This is a genomic window from Pseudomonas sp. NPDC087358, from assembly GCF_044900785.1.
Classification (GTDB): Bacteria; Pseudomonadota; Gammaproteobacteria; order Pseudomonadales; family Pseudomonadaceae; genus Aquipseudomonas.
Genome location: NZ_JBJDOA010000003.1, coordinates 220163 through 236153 on the forward strand (window position 1 = coordinate 220163; position 15991 = coordinate 236153).

Sequence of the window (15991 nt, forward strand, 5' to 3'; positions counted from 1 at the left end):
TTTCAAGACGACAGCTCCGGTGCCATCGGGGTCGCCATGGCGATGGCCTTGAACACCCGCAGGGTGGCTTCCAGATCGGCTGGATCGACAGTGCCAAAGACCTCACGGCGCAGGCGAATCAATTCGTCCTCGATGGAGTTGGCCAGCGCGCGTCCTTCATCGGTCAGGCTCAGCGACTTGGCGCGGCGGTCGGTGGGGTCCTCGGTGCGCTGCACCAGTTTAGCCTTGCCCAGTTGATCGAGCAGCCGCACCAGCGAAGGACTTTCCAGTCCGCAGGCCTGGGCCACGGTGACCTGGCGAACACCTTCCCCCATGCGCGCGATCATCAGCAAGGGGCCTGCACAGGCTTCGGACACGCCGTAGTTCATCAACGTGGTCTGGCACACCCGGCGCCATTGGCGTGATGCCGCGACCACGCCGCCGGTGATGTGCATTTGCAGTGAGTCTAGAGTCATGAAGGTGCCACTGGGTTATCGACAAAGGAGTTGATTAGGCTGTGAATGGTTAGGCTCTGTATTATTAGGTTGCTAACTATTAATATCCGGTAACAAAGACTTTTCGTCAAATGAAAAATGGATGAGTGGTGAGTGCCATTTGCGGCCGGCAGATGCCCGTAGCAGTCCGGCTTGCCGGCGGAGACGTCCTCAACATCGCTGCCCCGGCAAGCCAAGTTGCTCAAGGCCCGGAAAAAACGAAAAGAATTAATACCGTCTGTCGGGCTTTTCGCCATTTTCTGAACTTAATTCCGAATTTGCTTTCAGTGCCATCCAAAAAAATGGCGGATACAGGCGGGATCGACGTCCCCGGAATTCGGCGTGTTGATCAAAAAGCGCTCAATCAGCCGTTTGAATCCGGTGATGTCGCAATAGTGGCATAAGCGTTTTTCGGGGTAAGTTCGGCGGTTTCTTGACTGTCTGGTCGGCTTCATGAACAACCGATTCAGCCGATAGCAAAGGCGACAGGGAACTGGCCTCAAGGCCCGTTCCAGACACATCCCTTTGCTGGTGCGCGCTGCGCACCCATGAGCGCTACGTGATCGACCTTGCCAGCTGGAATCTATCCGAACCTGTAGGTATCCCTGCAGTCACCATCGACACCCCCAAACTGATCGCCGGTTACCAGGATGGTTACTTCCGCTCCGGCGACACGTTGTTTTTCTGGGCCCCTGTGACGGGGTCGCGCACCGACAACGCCATCTACCCGCGCACCGAGCTGCGCGAAACCTACGCCAACGGCGCGGTTCATAACTGGACTTACACCCAGGCAGACAATTTCCTGCGCGCCGCGCTGACCGTGGATCAGGTGCCGTCGTCCGGCAAGATCGTCATCGGCCAGATCCACTGCTATGGCAGCACCGAGCCGTTGATCAAGCTTGAGTACCAGTACAAGGAAAAGACCCAGAACGGCAACATCGTCGCCAAGTTTCGGGTGACGCCGACGTCCGAGCCTGCGGTGATCCAGATCGCCACCGGTGTGCTGCTCAAGGAGCGCTTCACCTACACCATCCACCTGACGCCAACGGGCAGCCTGACGGTCAATGCCCACGACATGCAGTGGACGGCCAAGCTGGACCCGACCTGGAACGGCAAGCAGCTGTACTTCAAGGCAGGGGTGTACACCCAGGACAACACCGGCTACGCCACCGAAGGCGGCGCGGCGACGTTCTACAAGCTGCAGATTTCTCACGACAAAAAGGCATGAAACGGCGTTTTGCGGCGAACACGATCCTGTAGCAGCCGGCTTGCTGGCGAACGCAGTGGGCAGATGCATCACTGTCTGCTGACACACCGCTTTGGCCAGCAAGCAGGCTCCTACAGGGTCAGGGCATGGCCCTGAAGTATCAGCTGGCGGGGAAGGCGAGGGTAAAACGGATTGTGCCTGGCACCGGCTGGCTCGCCGTCACTTCACCGCCATGAAACTGCATGATCGCCGCGACAATCGCCAGGCCCAGGCCATTGGAGTCGGAACTCTGATGGCGCGAAGCGTCGCCGCGATAAAAGCGGTCGAACAGTTTGGCCAGGGTCGATTCGCTCAGGGTCGGCCCCTGATTTTCCACTTCGATGCGGCATTGCCCGCTTGCCGTCTCCACGCGAATGTCGATGGCGCTGCCTTCGTCGGCATAACGAATCGCATTGGCCACCAGATTACTCAACGCCCTGCGCAACAATAGCGGGTCAGCCTTCAGCTGGCCGTCGCCCTGGCTGTTCAGGCTCATCTGCCGCTCTTCTGCCAGTCCTTCGAAATAACCGGTCACGCGCTGCAGTTCCTCAGCCAGATCCAGCGACTGAAGATTCAGCGCAGCCTGGGCGTCGTCTGCGCGTGCCAGAAACAGGATGCTTTCGACCATCCGCGAAATACGTTCCAGCTCTTCGAGATTGGACGCCAACAGCATCTGGTATTCATCGGCGGTGCGCGGCTGACGCAATGCCACCTGGCAATGACCCATCAACGAGCCAACCGGCGTGCGGATCTCGTGGGCCAGATCGGCGGAGAATTGAGTCAGGCGCTGATAGCCGTCGGCCAGGCGATCGAGCATGGCGTTGTAGGCCTCGCTCAACTGCTGCAGCTCAACGGGGGTATCGCTGCTGTCCATGCGGCTGTCCAGGCGGGCCGGGGTGATGGCCGTGGCGTGATCGGCCATTCTGCGCAGCGGGCGCAAGCCACGCCGCAGCAGCAGGTAACCCAGCAACGCCGTCAACACGAAGGCCAGGGCCACGGCGAAGAGGATGCGATTGCGAAAGCCGGCCAGTGTCGCCATTTCCTTGACCGCCAGATGCGCGGCCGTCAGATGCACCACCTTGCCGCCGGAAATCGCTTCCACGGTGGCGGCACGCAAGGGTACGCCCGGGTCGACCTCGCCGCTGCGCAGGTCGGCGGCGGCCAACGGGCGGTTGGCTGCGACCACCGGCATCTCGGGCAGCGGCGCATGCAATGGATTGACCATGATCACCGGCGGCTTGCCGGGCTCGGCGATGATGAAGATGTCGTCCTCGCTGTCGAGCATGTTCTCGAACAGCTGCGGACTGCCGCGCAAAGTGTCCAGGGTCAGGTCGTACTGCAGCAATTTGCGAAAGTGATCGAGGCGTGCCAGCACCGCATGATCGCTGCGGGTCATCACCGAAGCTTTCATGGTTTCGTACAGGTACATGCCGGCGCTGGACACCGCCAGCATGGCCACCACCGCAAACGCCAGGGTCGAGCGCAGGGTCAGGGATGGCTGGCGTCGGGCTCGCATGGCCGCACCTCACAGACGTAACCGATGCCGCGCACGGTATGGATCAGCTTGACCGGGTAGGGCAGGTCGACCTTGCTGCGCAGGCGCTTGATCGCCACGTCGACCACGTTGGTGTCGCTGTCGAAGTTCATGTCCCAGACTTCCGAGGCGATCTGCGCGCGGGACAGCACGTCGCCTTCGCGGCGCACGAACAGGTGCAGCAGGGCGAACTCCTTGTTGGTCAGGGTGATGACTTGCTGCTGGCGGGTTACCCGACGCCGCAGCAGGTCAAGCTCAAGATCGGCCAGATGAAAGTGATCGGCCTCGCGCACCACGCCACGGCGCAGGATGGTGCGGATGCGCAGCAGCAGTTCGGTAAAGGAAAACGGTTTGACCAGATAGTCGTCGGCACCCAGTTCCAGACCGCGAATACGATCCTGCAACTGGTCGCGGGCGGTGAGAAACAGCACCGGCACGTCCTGTTTCGCGCGCAGGATTTCGATGATCTGGTAGCCATCGATGCCCGGCAGCATGACGTCCAGCACCAGCAGATCGTAGGCATGTTCCAGCGCCATGTGCAGGCCGTCGGTGCCGTGCTGGGTCCAGTCGACCTTGTAACCGGACTCGCTGAGGCCCTTCTTCAGGTACTCGCCGGTCTTGGTGTCGTCTTCGATCAGCAGGATGTGCATCGTGGCTCGGACTCGCTTCATGTCGTTGGCAGCGTGGCCGACACGTGGGATCAAGAGGTGAAGGGGTGGGGCATGACGCCGTAAACAGGGCAGGGGATGCGCCTGCACCCCGCGTCGAGTGGGCAGTGTAACCAACTGCTGAGCTGGGCACGGTTACATTTTTGTCATTGAGGCGGCCTCGCCGCGGTCATCGGCGCGAATGACAAAAATGTAATCGGCCGGTCATTGTGCGGTGCCGGTTGCAGGTACAGGATGGTCGTCATTCCAAACGGCAACATCTGCTCATCCAATCACCAGGGATCCTCACATGAAGATGAAGACTGCACTGTCCAGTACCTTTGGCCTGCTCATGCTCAGCGCTGCCGTCATGGCCTCGGCGGCCGACATGCCGGTGGTCAAACCATTGCGTGGCACGGTCGACAGCGTCGAGAACAACACCTTGAATTTCACCACCCGCGCCGGCGCTCATCAGAGCATCGCCCTGACCGACAAGACGGGCGTGCGCCTGGTGTCCAAGACCGACATCGAGTCGATCAAGTCGGACAGTTTCATCGGCTCGGCCGCCACGCCTCAGGCTGACGGCACGCTCAAGGCGCTGGAAGTGACCGTGTTCGAAGCCAGCCTCAAAGGCAGCGGCGAAGGGCACTATGGCTGGCAGAACGCCGACGGCAGCACCGGCACCATGACCAACGGCACCGTGGGCAAGCTGACCAATGCCAATGGCCGCACCCTGAGCGTCAGCTACAAGGGCGGCGAGAAGCAGCTGGTCGTCCCCCAGGACGTGCCGATCGCCTACGTTCAGGCTGGCAAGGTCGATGAGCTGGTCAAGGGCGCCAAGGTGGTGGTGTTCCCGGCTGAAGACGGCAAGACCGCCCGTGGTGTAGCGGTTGGCAAGGATGGTTTCCAGCCGCCGATGTAACGATCGGGTTGAGTTCATCTGTAGCAGTCCGGCCGGACTGCTACAGGCGTATCACCGCCGTAATGAGCCTTGAAAAATGAAAAAAACCAGTATTCATCCATGGCCCGTTCGCCTGACTCACTGGATCAACGCCTTGGGCATGGTCTGCATGTTCATGAGCGGCTGGGCGATCTACAACGCATCGCCGCTGTTCCGTTTCTCGTTCCCGCGTGACCTCACCCTCGGTGGCTGGTTGGGCGGTGCGCTGGCCTGGCATTTCGCGGTGATGTGGCTGCTAGTGATCAACGGCCTGATCTACGTGCTGTACGGCCTGTTGAGTCGGCACTTCAAGCGTGACTTTCTGCCCGTGACGGCCAGGGCGGTCAAGCGCGACCTGAGTGACGCGCTGCGTTTTCGCCTCAAGCACGAGAAGGGCGTGTACAACGCCGTACAGCGGTTGATGTACTGGCTGGTGCTGGCCGCAGGCGTGCTGATCGTGGTCTCGGGCCTGGCCATCTGGAAACCTGTTCAGTTGCAGGAACTGACTGCCTTGTTCGGCGGTTATGACTTCGCCCGCTTCGTGCATTTCGGCGCGATGGCGGCCATTGGTGCCTTTGTCGTGGTGCATCTGGCGCTGGTGTTGATGGTGCCCAAAACCCTGTTGCCGATGATTACCGGCGGCACACGTGCGGTTGAAAGCGGGAAGGTCGAGCATGATTGAACCTAACAAACGCGCGATCCAGCGCATCAAGCTGGAACCGGCGCAGCAGACCCAGCTGGAAAACCTTCAGCGTCGGCATTTCCTCAGGGGCGGTCTGACCGTCGGTGCCATGGCCATGCTCAGCGGCTGCAACCTGCAGGATGGCGATCAGGTGGACAAGGTGCTGTGGAGCATGTCGCGATGGAACGACCGGGTGCAGGCCTGGCTGTTCAGCGGGCAGAAGCTGGCGCCGACGTTCAGCAAGGAACAGATCCGCAATCCGTTTCCATTCAATGCGTTCTATGCCGAGGACGACATCCCGGACCTCGACGTTGCCGACTGGAAGCTCGGCGTCTCGGGCCTGGTGCGCGACAAGGCGCCGTGGACCCTGGACGGCCTGCGCAAGCTGCCGCAACGCAGCGACATCACGCGGCTGATCTGCGTCGAGGGCTGGAGTGCGATAGGGCAGTGGGGCGGGGTGCCGCTCAAGACGTTCCTGGAGCACGTGGGCGCCGACACGTCGGCGAAATTCGTCGGTTTCAAATGCGCCGATCGCTATTACTCAAGCCTGGACATGCCCACCGCGCTGCACCCGCAAACCCTGCTGGCGCTGGACTTCGGCGAGGTCGCCTTGCCGCCCGATTATGGCTATCCGTTGCGGGTCAGGGTGCCGACCAAGCTCGGCTTCAAGAACCCCAAGCACATCGTCGAGATTTTCGTCAGCAACGATTATCCGGGAGGGTATTGGGAGGATCAGGGGTACAACTGGTTTAGTGGGATTTGAGGCGATCGGGCATCGGGATTGGGTGTATATCCGTTATTTCTGGTGGCGCTGATTTCAGGTCTGCCTAACGGCAGATCGTTTCGCCTTCGGCGAGTGACTTGGAAAAGCCCCAAGTCACCAAGGGCCTTTGCTCCGGGTTCGGCTCCTCCTTCGTCGGAGTTCCCTCACTCCGGCGTCGCTCCGTGGGCCCGCGCCGAACGGACATCCCTGTCCTGACGGCGCTCTCGCGGCATCCATGCCGCTCGGCCCACTGCGCGCCACCTGCGTTCAGCCTGCACCCAAGTCGCGATGTGTGGTGTCTGGACTGTTGCGATAGCAAGGCAAAAGCAAAGGCAAAAGCGGGCGTGCACAGGGCCTCAAAAGGCATGCATGGCTGTCTGATCGTCCCCACGCTCCGCGTGGGAATGCGGTATATCGGCAGCGGGGTTTGGCGCGGGTTTTTGGTTCTGCCTGAGGGCAGAAGCGTTTCGCCTTCGGCGAGTGACTTGGAAAAGCCCCAAGTAACCAAGGGCCTTTGCTCCTGGTTGGGCTCCTCCTTCGTCGGAGTTCCCTCACTCCGGCGACGCTCCGTGGGCCCGCGCCGAACGGACATCCCTGTCCTGACGGCGCTCTCGCGGCATCCATGCCGCTCGGCCCACTACGCGCCGCCTGCGTTCAGCCTGCACCCAAGTCGCGATGTGTGGTGTCTGGACTGTCGCGTTAGAAAGGCGAAAGCAAAGGCAAAAGCAGGCGTGCACAGGGCCTCAAAAGGCATGCATGGCTGTCTGATCGTCCCCCACGCTCCGCGTGGGAATGCCGGGGTCGATTGCTGCGTTACCACGCGGAGCGTGGGAACGATCAAAATTGCGACTTCGTGGCATGCCGAGATGGGGTGAACGCCACAAATTGCGACTTTGGAAGGCCGAGCGCAGGTATTGCGTAGGGGACAGCGCGACATGGATGTCGCGCTAGCCGCCCCCCGCCATGGATGGCGGATGGCGGCGTGCCCCCGGAGCAATGCCTGCGCGAGGGAACCCCGACGCAGGAGGGGCCGCACAGGGAGCCAGGACCCTTGGTTACTTGGGGTCTTTTCAAGTAACTCGCCGAAGGCGAAACAGTTTGGCCGTCAGGACAAATTCTAGGCGAGCCAGCCGACAACGGATATGCACCCGAACCCAGCGCCACAACAAAACAAAAAAGAAGCCCGCCTGACGATCACTCGGCAGGCGGGCTCTTCATTGCATCCGAAACTCAGTTCAGACCGAGTTTGCCACGCATTTGCGACAGGTCTTCAGCCAGGGTGTTGACCGGGCCGGTCAGGGCCTTGCGGTCGTTTTCTTTGACTTTGTCGTAAGTCTCGAAACCGCCATCCTTGGTTTTGTACTTGGCCAGGATCTTGTCCACGGTGGCGAAGTTTTTGTCGACCTTGGCCACGAACGCCTTGTCAGACTTTTCCAGTTGCGGCTTGAACAGATCGACGATTTTCTTCGCGCCGTCTACGTTGCCCTGGAAGTCATACAGGTCGGTGTGGCTGTAACGGTCTTCTTCACCGGAGATCTTGGTCGCAGCAACTTCCTCAAGCAGGGCAGCCGCACCGCCAACCACTTTCTCTGGCGGGAAGGTCAGGCCGGCAATACGCGCTTGCAGGTCCTTGACGTCAGCCAGCAGCTTGTCAGCAAAGACGCTTTGATCCTTGGTGGTGTTGTTCGCGAACAGGGCGTGCTCCAGACGGTGGAAGCCGGTGAAGTCTTCGGCGTCAACGCCTTTCTCGTGGTCGTCTACACGGGAGTCGATCGAGGCGTCCAGGTCGCTGAACAGTTCGGCAATCGGCTCGATGGACTCATAGGCCACGCGGGTGGTCGGGTACAGCTTCTTGGCCGTCGCCAGGTCGCCTTTGTTGATGGCGTCGGTGAACTTCGTTGTGTCGGCGACCAGTTTGTCGACGTTTTCGGTGACGTAGATCTTGTAGTCCGAAACCGGCGTTACCAGATCCAGCGGTGCGGTTGCCGCGAACACGGACATCGGGGTCTGCAACAAGCCAAGGGTAAGCAACAACGCGAGAGGCGACTTTTTCATGAGCTCTTCCTGTGAGGTAAGGGTTGTCAGGCAGTTTTTGTTTTTACAGCAGAGGCAGCAGCCAGCAGGGACCGGCCGATGTAATCGTTACTGTCGACCACGCCTGGCAGGGTGAAGAAGTACCCGCCACCGATCGGCTTGAGGTATTCCTCCAGCGGCTCGCCATTGAGGCGGGTCTGAACGGTGATGAAGCCTTTTTCCAGGTCCGACTGGTAGCAGATGAACAGCAGACCCATGTCCAGCTGACCGTTCTTGTTGACCCCGTTGGAGTAATTGAACGGACGGCGCAGGATCAGGTTGCGCTGGCTTTCTGCGGTACGCGGGTTGGCCAGACGGATGTGCGCGTCCATCTTGGTGACCTTGCCTTGCGGATCCTTGTGGTAATCCGGCACGTCGGTCTCGGTCTTGCCATCCATCGGCGCGCCGGTGGTCTTGACCCGACCGAAGATCGCTTCCTGTTCCTGCAGCGGGGTGCGGTCCCAGCGTTCGACGAAGTTGCGGATGATGCGCACCGCCTGATAGCTGCCATTGGCAGCCCAGGTGGGTTCATCGCTGCCCGGTTGCACCCAGACCAGCTCGTTCATGGCTTTCTGGTTGTTCGAATCAGGGTTGGCCGAACCGTCGCGGAAACCCAGGAAGTTGCGCGCGCTTTCCGGCGTCTGACCTGGCTTGAGCGGCGCCTGGGCCGGCACGGTGCCTTCCTGTTTCCAGCGCACCAGCAGCAGGTCAGGCAGGTTTTTGACGATGTCGCGCAGGGCGTGAATGTTGCTGTCCGGGGCGTTGGAGCAGAACTGAATGCTCAGGTCGCCGTGGCAGCAATCGGCTTCCAGCGCGTCGTTGGGGAAACCGACCATGCGTTGCAGGCGCTTGGGTTTGACGCCTTCCAGGCCAAAGCGCTCGTCGAACAGCGAGTCACCGACCGAGACGGTGATGGTCAGGTTGTCCGGGGTGACCACCGGGCCAAGGATCCCGGAATCCACCGGCGGCAATTTGGGATCGACCTGCGGCACCGCGCCGCCGGTCATCAGGAACGCAATGCGCTCGTTCAGGGTGCGGAACAGGCGCTCGAGGTCTTCGCGGTCCTGGGCCAGCACGTCGAAGGAAACCATCATCCCGGCGCTCGGGCGCGGCGTGACGATGCCGCTCTGATGCAGGCCGTGGAACTCGTTGTGGTCCTGAGTCTTGTCGCTTTTCGGCGCTTCGGTCACTTGCGCCGGGGCAGGGGCGGCCAAGGCATTGGCGCTCAGGCTGGCGCCGGCGATGGCAGCGCCAGCGGCACCCAGGCCCATCAGGACACGGCGGCGCTGGACGGAAACAGGGGCGTTGGCTGGATCTGAATCTTTCATTTGAATGTGTTCTTCGCTCGGGTTTCAGGGCCGGGCGGATGCGTCAGGCACCCGCCAGGGCACGCTTACAGGCCGGTAAGGCCAAGGGCCGGGTCGATTCCATCGAGGGCATCGGCCAGCGCCTTGGCCTTGTCTGCGATTTGTCTTCTTTGTTCGGTGCTGACCTGGTCATACGCTTTGAAGCCGTCATCGGTCTTGAGCATCAGCAACTGGTCGTCCAGCGCTGTGGTGGCGTTGTCGATCCTCTTCAGCAGCTCCCCGGACGTCTTGGCCAGCAGCGGTCGCAGCAGTTCGATGACCTTGCGCGTGCCTTCCAGGTTGGCAGCGAAGCCGGCGACGTCGACATGGCTGTAGCGTTCTTCTTCGCCGTTGCTGCGGATGTCGGCCAGGCTGCGCATGTTGCGCACCACCATGCTTGCCAGTTGTTCCGGGGCAATGGTCTGGGCCAGCAGTTGCTGTTTGAGCGAGGCAATGTCGGTTTGCAGCTTCTGCACCACAGGGGCCAGGCCGTCCACCGACTTGTGCGAGAACAGGCCGAATTCGATGCGGTGGAAACCGCTGAAGCCTGGGTCCTGCTCGCGTTTTTCGAAGTAGTCGGCACGGGCGTTGATGCCGTTGTCCAGCTCCGCCAGACGCTGCGCGGCCGGGGCGATGCGCTGGTAAGCGGCGCGGGCCGGGGTATAGGCGCGCTGGGCGGCGGCCAGATCGGCGCTTTCGATGGCTTGCTGCAGGTCGTTGACGGCACGGATCAGGGCGCTGCTCTGCGTGCTCAGGTAGACGCGGTATTCGGACAGCGGACCGATGAACGCCACCATCGAAGGACGGGCCTTGGCGGCAGCGTCCGATTCAGCGGTCGGCGTCACGTGCAGAGTGCCGCGCGGGTTGCTCAGCAGCCCGCAGGTGATCGCGTAGTCGCCTGGCAGCAGGTTGGCATTGATGATCTGGCTCAGGCCCGGAACGATGTTTTCACGCTCCTCGACCACCAGCACGCCGTCGAGGATTTCCCACTCCACGGCACGTTCGGAGGCGTTGACGATGCGAAAGGCATTCTTGCCGGCCGGCACGGTGATCGCGTTCGGCTCGCAGCTCTTGGCGTGGATGGTCACCACGGTTTCGTTCCCGCTGTTGGCGATGCGTTTTGTGTGCGCGGCCTGGGAGGCGTAGTAGAACATGGCGCCTGCGGCGATCATCAGAATCACCGAGCCAGCGACAGCCAATTGCAGGGCACGTGTAGGCTTGGCTTTCTGTGGAGGAAGGCCGGTGGGACTGCTGGTCATGGTTGCCCTTATTTGTTCGTAACTGAAGAAGAGTGGCCGTGTTCATGCGCCGGGCGGGTGGGCAGACTCACCACCTTCGCCGCGGGCTTGAAGAACAGGACCAAGGCGAAGATCAGGTAAGCCAGGTAGGCCACCAGCACGCTGACGCTCGGCGCGTCCTGATAGCCGAACATGCCGGCCAGCACCGTGCCGGTCGGGCCGTCCATCGGCAGGATCGGGCTGATGTCGAAGACCACGTCCTGGAAGTGATTCCAGACGCCGGCTTCGTGCAGCGACCGCACGGAGTTGGCCAGAATGCCCGCCGCCACCACGAGGATGAACAGGCCGGTGTAGCGGAAGAACAGGCTCAGGTTCAGGCGCAGGCTGCCTTTGTAGATGGCCACCCCGATGCACACCGCGATGATCAGGCCCAGCAGCGCGCCCAGCGGGCCGGACGCGCCTTCGCTTTGCTGGAACACCGCCAGCAGGAAAAACACGGTTTCAAGGCTTTCCCGAGCCACGGCGAAGAACACCATGCCAATCAGGGCGTAGGTCTGGTTTTTCGAACCGGCAAGGGCGGCATCCAGCGATTGGTGCAGGTCATGTTTGACCGAACGCGCGACCTTGCGCATCCACACCACCATGGAGCTGAGAATCACGACCGCCAGCAGACCGACCAGGCCTTCGAACAATTCCTGCTGCTTCTGCGGGAATTCGGCGCTGACCATCTCCAGCCCGCCGCCGACGAACAGCGCCAGGGCCGCTGCGAGGAAAACGCCGATCCAGACGGCTGGCATCCACTCGCCGCGTCCGGTCTGTCTCAGGTAACTGGCAATGATGCCAACGATAAGCGCGGCTTCAATCCCTTCGCGCAACATGATCAAAAAAGGAACGAGCATTTATCACCGGTGTAAATCTGATAGGGTGTGCGGCGTGAACGCGTTGTAAAGCCATTCGCATTCAGCCAATGTGTAACATAATGATACTCATTATTGAATGCGGATACCGTTTTTTTTGCAAAGTCCGGGATTTGTGCAGGTGTTCAGGTGGCGTTCAGCCATATGCCTGAGCCTCGATCTCTGCGCGAGGCTGGTTTGTCCCGCGAGCGCGCAGGAAGTCATCGCAATAGCAGACGCCCAGCCACTTGGCACGGTGCGGCCGGGTATTAAGGCAGCCGGCAGGTGGAAGCGTGCTTCACAGCCCGTTCCTCAGGAACACCACATACCCCCGAAACCACGGACTGCGCTGCAGGTAGTCCGGCGCAGTCCATTCCCCGCCCTGAATCAGCCCGATCTTGAATGGCAATCCCAGCCGACTCATGCGCGGCAGGTAGGCGGCGTAATCCGGGATGCTGCGTCGACCCTGGTAGGTCTGCACCACGACCTCATCCACCACGCCTTTGAGCTGCTCGAGGGCCTGCGGGTCGGCGTGGCTGCTCCAGTCCATCAAGCCGGTAATGCTCAGCTTGCAGGCTGCTGGCAGACGTTGGCGCAGGTCTTCGAGGAACGCCACGTAGTCCTGTAGATAGCGGGTGCGGGCGTCGAAGTCGATCTGGATGCCGGTCACTGCATTACCGGCCTGGCGCCAGCGCTGCAGTTGACCAAGCACTTGCTTGTACACCGGCTCGGGCCAGCGCAGGGTGTGGGCGCGGTAGACGATCCACAGATCCTGTTGCGGCAGGCGGCCAACGCTCATGCCCTGGGCGATGAGGGCGACCCTTTGCCGATCACTGCGCGCAGCAGTGATCTGGCCTTGCAGCACATACAGGGTTTTTGCCTGATCCAGGACCGGTTGCGAGGCCACGCCACTCCACAGCCAGAACGCATCGTGGTCCCGGGCATCCACCGTCGCCCAGGCCGGCCCGGTGCAGAGCAGCCAGGCCAGAGCGCAACGCAGCAGCGCCTTGATCAGCACGCCTTTATCTCGCGGCGCATCACCAGTAGTACTGCAGGGACTTGCCCCAGGTCGTGGTGCCATAAGCGGTCTTCAACTGCTTGAACCAACCCTTGCGCACCGATTGCGCAGCGTCCTTGCCGCCGCAGCTGTTGTAGCCGGACGGTGCATAACAGTTGATCGCCCGGAACAGCGCATACGCCTTGTCATCACGCCCGGCCTGGGGGTCGGCGATGACCGTCTGATAGCCGTCGAGCCTTGAGAACAGATCGCCCTTGAACCCCGGCTCGCTGCTGGCCAGTTGCGGCGCGGCAGGGCGTTGATCCAGCGGCATGCTGTCCAGGCCGTTGCGCAGGATGAATTCGCCCAGGCAATTCAGGCCCTTGGGATCCTTGCCGTTGGCCTGAAGCAGCGCCGCGATCTCGACGATGCCAGGGCAGGCGTAGCTCGAGTCGGCCTTGGCGCCGTTCCAGCGAAACAGCTGCACGCTTTGCCCGTCGCCGTAGACGTAGCCCAGGCTGGTGCCCAGTTTGCCGGCGTCGGGCTGTTCCGGCAGCGCCTTGAGGTCCTCTGCAAAGGCGGCGTACTGGCGGTGCAGCAGCTCTTTGTAAAGCAGCACGAACTGTGCGGTGGCCTTCTCGTTGTCGCTGATACCCTGGGCTATCTGCTGACGCAACAAAGGCGCATCGGCCACTTTGTCGAGCAGGATCAGACGCACCTGGGCCGAGTGGATCGGGGAATCGCTGGCGAACACTTTGGCCAGTTGCCCGCTGCGCTCGTAGTTCATCGCCAGCGCCAGCTCCAACTGTTCGCGTTGCAGCGGCTGGCGGGCCAGTGGCAGCAGGTTGAGCCACAGCGTCTGGGCGGCGGGCAGATTTCCACTCGCCTCCAGTGCCAGGCCACGCAGGGTTTGCTGGCTGAAGGCGAAATAGTCGAGCCTGGCCGGCAGCTCGCTGGGCAACCGTTTCAGCGCCGCGGCCGGATTGCGGTCCAGATAGACGTCCAGTACCGCCTGCAGATAATCGAACATCGCCGGGTCACTGGCGAAGATAGCCTGCTGCGCCAGCAGCGTGTCGCGGGTCAGTCTGGGCTGGGCGTCGGCACGCATCAGCATCAGGTCGCTGGTGGCGGTGAGCAAAGCCGATGGCGCGCCATGGCCCATGCTCATCAGCAGTTTGTTGTCGGTCTCCTGGATCAGATCGTCCATGCTCAGGTTGCGCTGCAGGTCACCGGCTTCGGTCAGCTGGAAGTCGTAGTCCTGGGCGAGCCTGGCGGTGTCCTTCGACAGCCAGTGGACCCTGCGCAACAGACCCTTGGCCGAGCGCGCGTAGGTGCCTTCGGGGTAAGCGCCAAGGTACTGCTCGAACGCTTGCGCGACGCTGGCGAACGGCGCCGGGTCGAGCCCCTCCTTGAGCGTGCCGTACTCGTCGAACGCCTCCTTCTGCGCATCGTTGAGCCGGGTGCGGGCGACCATGTAGAGCGCGGTTTGCCTGAGCCATGGCTGGGGGCTCTCGCTCAGGCTGGCGAAGCCGGTCTGGGCAGCGGCGAAGCGACCGCTGTAGAAGTCCGAGGCCGCTTGCAAGTAGGTAACGAAGGCCTTGCCATCGGCGGACTGAATCTCGGCTGGCAGCAGCCCGGCCTGTTTTTCGCCTTCCCAGGTGCAGCCATCGAGCAGTTGCACGCGACTGCGCGCCAAGGCCTGACGCTCGGCGTCCGACAGCGAGGGGGTGTCGAGCAGTTGCCCGATGAACTGGGCAGCGCTGTCGTCGCGGTTACTGCGGCAACGGCTGCCTTCGCCTTCCAGGAACGCCTGCCCGGCGCTGTCGGAAGTCTCGCGCTTGATCCCGAGCTTTTGCAGCAGACCGCTAAGCGCCGCGGCGCCGGACTCTTCGCTTTCATCGCCCTCGACCACCCCCTCCACCAGCCGCGTCACGGCGAACGGCACCGGACCATAACCCTGGGCAATCTCATCCTCGGTCAGCGCATTGGGCTTGAGCGCCAGCGCGTTGCGGTCGGCCAGCAACAGACGCAGGTTTACCCGACTGTCGTTGCCGGGGTTGATGAAGGCCAGGTTGTTGCAGACATCCAGCGAGTCGCGCAGCAGCGACCAGGTGGGGTAGCAGGAGTCGTCACTGCTGGCCTGCGCCGGGCTGCAGACAGCCGCGCCAATGATCATTGCAAGTGGAGTCAGGGAGCGGATACGCATGAACAATCCTTGATTTCGCTACGTAGGAGGAGGGTGAATCGCGACGAATGATACAGGGTGTTTCAGAAGTTCGAACGGGTGGCACATTGATGATTGCTCGCCCGCCTTGCAGGCGCCGCGCCACATGCTCCGGTGTGCGCGCCGGGTCGACGGATACGGCTCCCACGGCCTTCGGCCAGAATCAAAAGCAGGAGGCGCAAGGGGGTGGATTGCTTCTGCCCGCAGGCCGTCAGATGTCCACCCGCTTCTGCCCGGAGGCCCTCAGATGTCCACCCGCTTCTGCCCGGAGGGCGTGGGAGTTGGCTTGCCGACGATCTGGCGCGAAGCGCCAGCAAAGCCTGTTGACGCGATGCACCTGACCCGCCGCGCCGTCTGACTCTACTGCCGGTGCCCGGCAGATCGCTGGCAAGCCAAGCTCCCACGGCCTGCGGCCAGAATCAAAAGCAAGCGGCGCAATAGTCCAAAGCTGCTTGAGGAGCTTGTCTGAAACCATAGAATCTCCCACGGCCTTCGGGCCGAAGCACTGGGGTGCGGCGAGTGCTTTTGATGCTGCCAGAAGGGCCCTCTGCGGGCCGAAGCACTGAGGTGCGGCGAGTGTTTTTGATTCTGCCCGAAGGGCGTAGGAGCAAGCTTGCTCGCGATCTGGCGCGAAGCGGCAGCCAATCCTGCAAATGGGATTCACCTGACACGGCCGGGGCGTCTGATCTTACTGCCGGTGCCCGGCAGATCGCCGGCAAGCCAGGCTCCCACGCCCTCCGGGCCGAAGCACTGGGTGCGGCGAGTGCTTTTGATACTGCCAGAAGAGCCCTCTGCGGAGCGAGGCACGATGGGTGCGGCGAGTGCTTTTGATACTGCCAGAAGGGCCCTCTGCGGGCCGAAGCACGATGAGTGTGGCGCCCGTGTTTGATTCTGCCCGAAGGGCGTAGGAGCAAGCTTGCTCGCGATCTGGC

The 15991-nt window shown here is 61.9% G+C and carries 14 protein-coding genes; 5 read left to right on the plus strand and 9 right to left on the minus strand.

Annotated features, from left to right (window positions below):
• Positions 1–2: 2 nt before the first annotated feature.
• The gene (locus ACI2KS_RS07835) at positions 3–455 is read right to left on the minus strand and encodes a MarR family winged helix-turn-helix transcriptional regulator (protein WP_404618822.1); all 453 of its coding nucleotides are present in this window, start codon (positions 453–455) and stop codon (positions 3–5) included.
• 128 nt (positions 456–583) lie between these two features.
• On the opposite strand from ACI2KS_RS07835, the gene ACI2KS_RS07840 reads away from it, so the two are divergent.
• Both ACI2KS_RS07840 and ACI2KS_RS07845 read left to right on the plus strand, forming a co-directional pair.
• Positions 584–877 (plus strand): hypothetical protein, encoded by a 294-nt coding sequence (locus ACI2KS_RS07840; RefSeq protein ID WP_404618824.1) that lies wholly within the window; start codon positions 584–586, stop codon positions 875–877.
• Positions 878–1032: 155 nt separating this feature from the next.
• Entirely contained in the window at positions 1033–1701 is a 669-nt protein-coding gene (locus ACI2KS_RS07845; RefSeq protein ID WP_404618826.1) for a polysaccharide lyase family 7 protein, read from the plus strand.
• A 139-nt stretch (positions 1702–1840) separates the two neighbouring features.
• Here ACI2KS_RS07845 and ACI2KS_RS07850 read toward each other — a convergent pair whose 3' ends face one another.
• Positions 1841–3235: a heavy metal sensor histidine kinase gene (locus ACI2KS_RS07850; protein WP_404618828.1), complete on the minus strand. Its 1395-nt coding sequence runs from the start codon at positions 3233–3235 to the stop codon at positions 1841–1843.
• Positions 3208–3903 (minus strand): heavy metal response regulator transcription factor, encoded by a 696-nt coding sequence (locus tag ACI2KS_RS07855; protein ID WP_404619479.1) that lies wholly within the window; start codon positions 3901–3903, stop codon positions 3208–3210. Before ACI2KS_RS07855 ends, ACI2KS_RS07850 begins: the two co-directional genes overlap by 28 nt.
• 313 nt (positions 3904–4216) lie before the next feature.
• Between ACI2KS_RS07855 and ACI2KS_RS07860 the strand changes: the two genes are divergently transcribed.
• The 3 genes from ACI2KS_RS07860 to ACI2KS_RS07870 all read left to right on the plus strand — a co-directional run bounded on the left by ACI2KS_RS07860 (position 4217) and on the right by ACI2KS_RS07870 (position 6285).
• Positions 4217–4822 (plus strand): hypothetical protein, encoded by a 606-nt coding sequence (locus ACI2KS_RS07860; RefSeq protein ID WP_404619481.1) that lies wholly within the window; start codon positions 4217–4219, stop codon positions 4820–4822.
• Positions 4823–4898: 76 nt separating this feature from the next.
• On the plus strand, positions 4899–5522 hold the full coding sequence (locus ACI2KS_RS07865; protein ID WP_404618830.1) for a cytochrome b/b6 domain-containing protein: 624 nt from the start codon (positions 4899–4901) through the stop codon (positions 5520–5522).
• Positions 5515–6285, plus strand: coding sequence for a molybdopterin-dependent oxidoreductase (locus tag ACI2KS_RS07870; protein ID WP_404618832.1), 771 nt, complete (start codon positions 5515–5517; stop codon positions 6283–6285). The genes ACI2KS_RS07865 and ACI2KS_RS07870 overlap by 8 nt, the downstream gene beginning before the upstream one ends.
• 1230 nt (positions 6286–7515) lie before the next feature.
• Here ACI2KS_RS07870 and efeO (ACI2KS_RS07875) read toward each other — a convergent pair.
• The 6 genes from efeO (ACI2KS_RS07875) to ACI2KS_RS07900 form a co-directional block, all read right to left on the minus strand.
• Positions 7516–8340 (minus strand): iron uptake system protein EfeO, encoded by an 825-nt coding sequence (gene efeO, locus ACI2KS_RS07875; protein ID WP_404618834.1) that lies wholly within the window; start codon positions 8338–8340, stop codon positions 7516–7518.
• Positions 8341–8366: 26 nt separating this feature from the next.
• Positions 8367–9686 (minus strand): iron uptake transporter deferrochelatase/peroxidase subunit, encoded by a 1320-nt coding sequence (gene efeB / locus ACI2KS_RS07880; protein WP_404618836.1) that lies wholly within the window; start codon positions 9684–9686, stop codon positions 8367–8369.
• A gap of 65 nt (positions 9687–9751) precedes the next feature.
• Positions 9752–10963: an iron uptake system protein EfeO gene (gene efeO, locus ACI2KS_RS07885; RefSeq protein ID WP_404618838.1), complete on the minus strand. Its 1212-nt coding sequence runs from the start codon at positions 10961–10963 to the stop codon at positions 9752–9754.
• Positions 10964–10971: 8 nt separating this feature from the next.
• Entirely contained in the window at positions 10972–11841 is an 870-nt protein-coding gene (gene efeU / locus ACI2KS_RS07890; RefSeq protein ID WP_404618840.1) for an iron uptake transporter permease EfeU, read from the minus strand.
• Between the two features lie 295 nt (positions 11842–12136).
• The gene (locus tag ACI2KS_RS07895) at positions 12137–12841 is read right to left on the minus strand and encodes a DUF3142 domain-containing protein (protein ID WP_404619483.1); all 705 of its coding nucleotides are present in this window, start codon (positions 12839–12841) and stop codon (positions 12137–12139) included.
• A 34-nt stretch (positions 12842–12875) separates the two neighbouring features.
• On the minus strand, positions 12876–15041 hold the full coding sequence (locus ACI2KS_RS07900; protein ID WP_404618842.1) for an outer membrane assembly lipoprotein YfiO: 2166 nt from the start codon (positions 15039–15041) through the stop codon (positions 12876–12878).
• Between the last annotated feature and the right edge of the window lie 950 nt (positions 15042–15991).